The 4,810-nt window shown below is 69.5% G+C and carries 5 protein-coding genes and 1 tRNA gene; all 6 read right to left on the bottom strand.

Features of this window, described 5'->3' with window-relative positions; translation table 11 throughout:
- Nucleotides 1-105: 105 nt before the first annotated feature.
- Nucleotides 106-181, bottom strand: a tRNA-Lys gene (locus ACLFMY_RS08390).
- Nucleotides 182-439: 258 nt separating this feature from the next.
- The gene (queC, locus tag ACLFMY_RS08385) at nucleotides 440-1,129 is read right to left on the bottom strand and encodes a 7-cyano-7-deazaguanine synthase QueC (protein WP_410764210.1); all 690 of its coding nucleotides are present in this window, start codon (nucleotides 1,127-1,129) and stop codon (nucleotides 440-442) included.
- Between the two features lie 2 nt (nucleotides 1,130-1,131).
- Entirely contained in the window at nucleotides 1,132-1,821 is a 690-nt protein-coding gene (gene queE, locus ACLFMY_RS08380; protein ID WP_410764209.1) for a 7-carboxy-7-deazaguanine synthase QueE, read from the bottom strand.
- On the bottom strand, nucleotides 1,818-2,780 hold the full coding sequence (ybgF, locus tag ACLFMY_RS08375) for a tol-pal system protein YbgF (protein ID WP_410764208.1): 963 nt from the start codon (nucleotides 2,778-2,780) through the stop codon (nucleotides 1,818-1,820). The genes queE and ybgF overlap by 4 nt, the downstream gene beginning before the upstream one ends.
- 13 nt (nucleotides 2,781-2,793) lie before the next feature.
- Nucleotides 2,794-4,161, bottom strand: coding sequence for a Tol-Pal system beta propeller repeat protein TolB (gene tolB, locus ACLFMY_RS08370; protein WP_410764207.1), 1,368 nt, complete (start codon nucleotides 4,159-4,161; stop codon nucleotides 2,794-2,796).
- Between the two features lie 24 nt (nucleotides 4,162-4,185).
- On the bottom strand, nucleotides 4,186-4,810 hold a 625-nt coding region (gene tolA, locus ACLFMY_RS08365; RefSeq protein ID WP_410764206.1), incomplete at its 5' end, for a cell envelope integrity protein TolA.

Raw genomic sequence — 4,810 nt, 5'->3', positions numbered from 1 at the left:
CTTTCGGCGACTCCCCGGCGGGCTTCTGGTCAGCCCCTCGTGCCGGAAAGGAGCGCGAATGATACAGGACCGATTCGCGCTTTCAACCCCTTTCGGAGAAGAATCTGGTGGGTCGTGTAGGATTCGAACCTACGACCAATTGGTTAAAAGCCAACTGCTCTACCAACTGAGCTAACGACCCCGTGTCGAGGACTGCGCATTTTACACAGCTTCGCGGGGCTGACAACCCCCTTGTCGCAATTTCTTGCGGTGGGCCGTTCGCCGGCCCGTTGGAGGTGGCGAATCGCCCCGTCGATCTGCGCTCACGGAGCCCCGTCGGGGCCGGGGCTTCGCGGCTGAAGCCGCTCCTACGGCGGCGAGCGGACCGTCAAGTCGGCCTGGCGAGCGACGTCGGGTTTCATGCCCAGCCCTTGAATGCGACACGGGACGGGCGTGGGGGTCAGGCGTAGCGGGTCGGGTCGGGGATGCCGGCCTCGAGGAAGCCCTGGCGGCGGTAGTGGCAGGAGTCGCACTGGCCGCAGGCGCGCCCCTGCGCGTCCGCGCGGTAGCAGGAGACGGTCAGGCCGTAGTCGACGCCCAGCGCCGTGCCCTTCTCGATGATCTCGGCCTTGGTCAGGTGCAGCAGCGGCGCGTGGATCTCGAAGGGGTGGTCGGCGGCGGTGGCGATGTTGGCCAGCTTCTCGAACTGCTCGATGAAGGCCGGGCGGCAGTCCGGGTAGCCGGAGTAGTCGACCGCGTTGACGCCGATGTAGATGCGCGTCGCCCCCAGCACCTCGGCCCAGCCGAGCGCGAACGACAGGAAGGTGAGGTTGCGCGCCGGCACGTAGGTGCTCGGGATCTCGCCGCTGTCCGGGTCGTAGTCGGGCACGGACCGGCTCATGTCGGTCAGCGAGGAGCCGCCGATCCCGTCCATGTCGATGCGGATGGTGCGATGGTCGGCCGCGCCGACGGCCTCGGCCACCCGGGCGGCGGCGTCCAGCTCGGTGCGGTGGCGCTGGCCGTAGTCGAAGCTCAGGGCGTGCACGGCAAAGCCGTCGGCCCGGGCCTGCCAGGCCAGCGTGGCCGAGTCGAGGCCGCCGGAGACCAGCACCACGGCCGGGCCGCGCTGGTTCGTTCCCCGCTCCGCCATGCTCAGCGTCCCGGCTCGTCGCCCCAGACGAGCTTGTGCAGTTGCATCTGGAAGCGGATCTCGCGGCCGCTGTCCAGGATCCACTCGGCCAGTTCGGTGGGCGTGACCCCGCCGTGGACCGGCGAGAACAGCACGGGGAAGCGACGGTCGAGGCGGTGCTCGTCGACGCGGGCGATCGCCCAGTCGAAGTCCTCGCGGCCGCCGATCACGACCTTGATCTCGTCGGCGGGCTTGAGGCAGTCGAGGTTCTCCCAGCGGTTGCGGTCGACCTCGCCGGAAGCCGGCGTCTTGAGGTCCATGACCACGTGCACGCGCGGGTCGACGGCGGACACGTCCAGCGCGCCGCTGGTCTCCAGGCTGACCACGTGGCCGGCGTCGGCCAACCGGGCGAGCAGCGCCGGGCAGTTCGGCTGGGCCAGCGGCTCGCCGCCGGTGACGCAGACGTGCCGGGTCTGCAGCGCGCGGACCTGCTCGATGATGGTATCGAGCGTCATGCGCTCGCCGCCGGTGAAGGCGTAGGCGGTATCGCAGTAGACGCAGCGCAGCGGGCAGCCGGTCAGGCGGACGAAGACCGTGGGCCAGCCGATGTGGTCGGACTCGCCCTGGATGGAGCGGAAGATCTCCGTGATGCGCAGGGTCTGCCCGCCCGCCGTCTCCACCGAGTCGAGCGGCATGGCCTCGAAGGAACTCATCCGCCGAGCCGGTCGAGCCGCTGCTTGGCCAGGCCGGCGGCCTGGGAATCCGGGTGCTTCTCGATCACGGCGTTGAAGTGGCGCTTCGCCGCGTCGACGTCATCCTTCTCCTGGGCGATGTAGCCGAGCTTGAGCATCGCGTCCGGCACGCGGTTGCTGTCGGGGTAGGTCTCGATCAGCTCGTTGTAGGCCTTGCGGGCGGAATCGTATTCGCGCTGGACGTAGTAGGTCTCGCCCTGCCAGAAGAAGGCGCTCGAGGCCCAGCTCCCGCGGGGGTCGGCGTCGATCACCTTCTGGAAGGCGTCCACCGCCTGGTCGTACTCGCCGCCCTTGAGAATCTCGAAGGCCTCGTTGTAGAGCGCCTGCTGGTCCTCGTTGGTCGCCTCCTGGTCGCCGGACGAGGCGGTCCTTTCCCCTTCGTCCTCGCTCGACGCATCGTCCTCGCTCGACGCATCGTCCTCGCGATCCGTCCCGGCGGCTGCCGCGTCGCCGGCAAGATCATGGCCCGCCGGGCCGGTTTCGCTCAGCATGCCGGCGGCGGGCGCCTGGCGCTGCTCGAGTTCCTTGAGGGCCTGCTCGTGACGGCGCTCCTGGCGCTCGAGGGCCCGTTCATGCTCGGAGACCTGGCCCTGGAGTTCGCGCACCTGGCGCTCCAGGCCGTCCATCCGCTGCATCATCCGCTGCAGCAGGGCCGCCTGGCCGGAGCCGGGATCGATATCCGCCACCGACGCGCCGCTGTCGGCCATCGGCGTGGTGCCCGCGGAGCCGTTCGACGACTCGCCCGAGGACTCGTCGGCATCACGGTTCTCGCTCGACTCGGCGTCGGACGACCCGCCACCCCAGTTGAGCCAGCCGGGCGCGGCGTCCTGGGCCGCCACGGGCCCGGCGAAGGAGACGGCCAGCATGGCGACGGCCAGCGGCCGGAGCGCGAAGTGGGTAGAACGTGCGGTAGAAGGCATGGCGTGAAACCTGTCAGTCAGTGAACGGTCCCCAGTCCGGATCGCGGACCTTGCCCCGATCATAACTGAGGGTCTGCGGTTCGCCGCCGATCACGGGGGAGATCTTGAGCACCGACCCGCTGCCCGACTGCGCGGCGTAGACCACCATGGCGCCGTTCGGGGCATAGCTGGGCCGCTCCTCGGAGCCGCCGCGGCTGAGCAGGCGACGCTCGTCCTCGGCCAGCTCCTGCTCGGCGACGAAGAAGCCGTCGCCGTCGCGGATCACCAGGGAGAGGTTCTCCCCGTCGGGCGAGATCCGCGGACCGGCGGCATACGGCGTGTCGAAGGTGATCCGGCGCGCGCGCTCGTCGGGGCCCGACTTGCGGAACACCTGCGGCTGGCCGAAGCGGTCGGAGGTGAAGGCGATGCTGCGATTGTCCGGGTACCAGGTGGGCTCGGTGTCGATGGCGCCACTGCGGGTGAACTGGGTGCTCCGGCGGGTATCGAGGTCGATCACGTAGATGTCGGGGTTGCCGCCCTTGGACAGGGTGACGGCGATCTTGTCGCCGCGCGGCGACCAGGCCGGTGCGCCGTTGATGCCGGGGAAGTCGGTCAGCTGGGACCGCTCGCCGGTCCCCAGGTCCTGCACCCAGATGGCCGAGCGGTTGCCCTCGAAGGAGACGTAGGCCAGCTGGTCGCCGTCCGGCGACCAGCTCGGGGACATGATCGGGTACGGGGACTCGAGCACCGTGCGCGGGTTGGCGCCGTCCGAGTCGGCGATCTGCAGGGTGTAGGTCTTGTCGTCGTCCCGGCCGCGCTCGGTGACGTAGGCCAGCCGGGTGGAGAAGGCGCCGCGCTCGCCGGTCAGTTCCTCGTAGACCAGGTCGGCGATGCGGTGGGCGATGCTGCGATCGTTGGAGGCACTGCCGGTGATGCGACTGCCGATCAGCCGGCTGCCGTCGCTCACGTCGACGAGGTAGAAGGTGGTGCGCAGGCGGTCGCCCTCGGATTCCACGGACCCCATGACGACGTAGCTCGCCTTGCCCGCACGCCAGTCGTCGACCCGCATGTCGTCGGGAGTCGTCGGCCGGCCGGGCATGGCATCCCGGGAAATGGGCGCGAACAGGCCCGACCGCGCCAGGTCGTCGCCGATGACGCGCGCCAGGTCGTCGGCGCTGCCGGGCTGGTCGAAGGGCACCACCGCGATGGGCACGCCGGACTCGGTGCCGCCGCTGATGTCGATCTCCAGCGCCGCCCGGGCGGGCGTCGACAGGGTGAGGACGATGGCGGCCAGCGCGAGCAGCGGCGCCAGCCGGATGCGGCGTGCGGCGACCGCTTGCCGATCGCGTCGCCACGGGAGATACGCGCCGATCCGACGTTGCCTGTCTGCCAGAGTCTTCATGTCGATCACCTCGGGAGTACCCGGTTATTGCGGCCTGAAATTGAAACGGAGCTCTTCCTGGAAGATCTCCTGCATCTCCGGTTCGGGTAGCGGAGATGCCTCGCGGATGGCCTGTTCGACCGAACGCTCGAACAGACGATCCCCGTCGCAGCGATTGACGGCCACTTCCTGCACCCGTCCGTCGGCATCTTGGCGCACGGTGACCGTGCATTCCCAGCCCACCTTCGCGCCACGCGGGCGCTGCCAGTTGTCACGCACCTTCGCCTGGATGGCGGCCGCCCAGCGTGCCAGGGCGTCCTCGCGCTGCCGTGACTGCCTCTCCGAGGCGAGCTGGTCCTGCAGTGCCTTTTCGCGCGCCTCGCGCTCACGCGCCTCCTGTTCCTCGGCCTCCTTGCGCGCCTTCTCCTCGGCCTCCTTGCGCGCCTTCTCCTCGGCCTCCTTGCGCGCCTTTTCCTCGGCTTCCTTGCGGGCCTTTTCCTCGGCCTCCTTGCGCGCCTTTTCCTCGGCTTCCTTGCGCGCCTGTTCCTCGGCTTCCTTGCGGGCCTGTTCCTCGGCTTCCTTGCGGGCCTTTTCCTCGGCTTCCTTGCGGGCCTGTTCCTCGGCTTCCTTGCGGGCCTGTTCCTCGGCTTCCTTGCGGGCCTTCTCCTCG

The sequence above is a fragment of the Guyparkeria sp. genome, from assembly GCF_046545975.1.
Classification (GTDB): domain Bacteria; phylum Pseudomonadota; class Gammaproteobacteria; order Halothiobacillales; family Halothiobacillaceae; genus Guyparkeria.
Note: the sequence above shows the minus strand (reverse complement) of the source record. Positions and strands in the feature narration are given on the sequence as shown.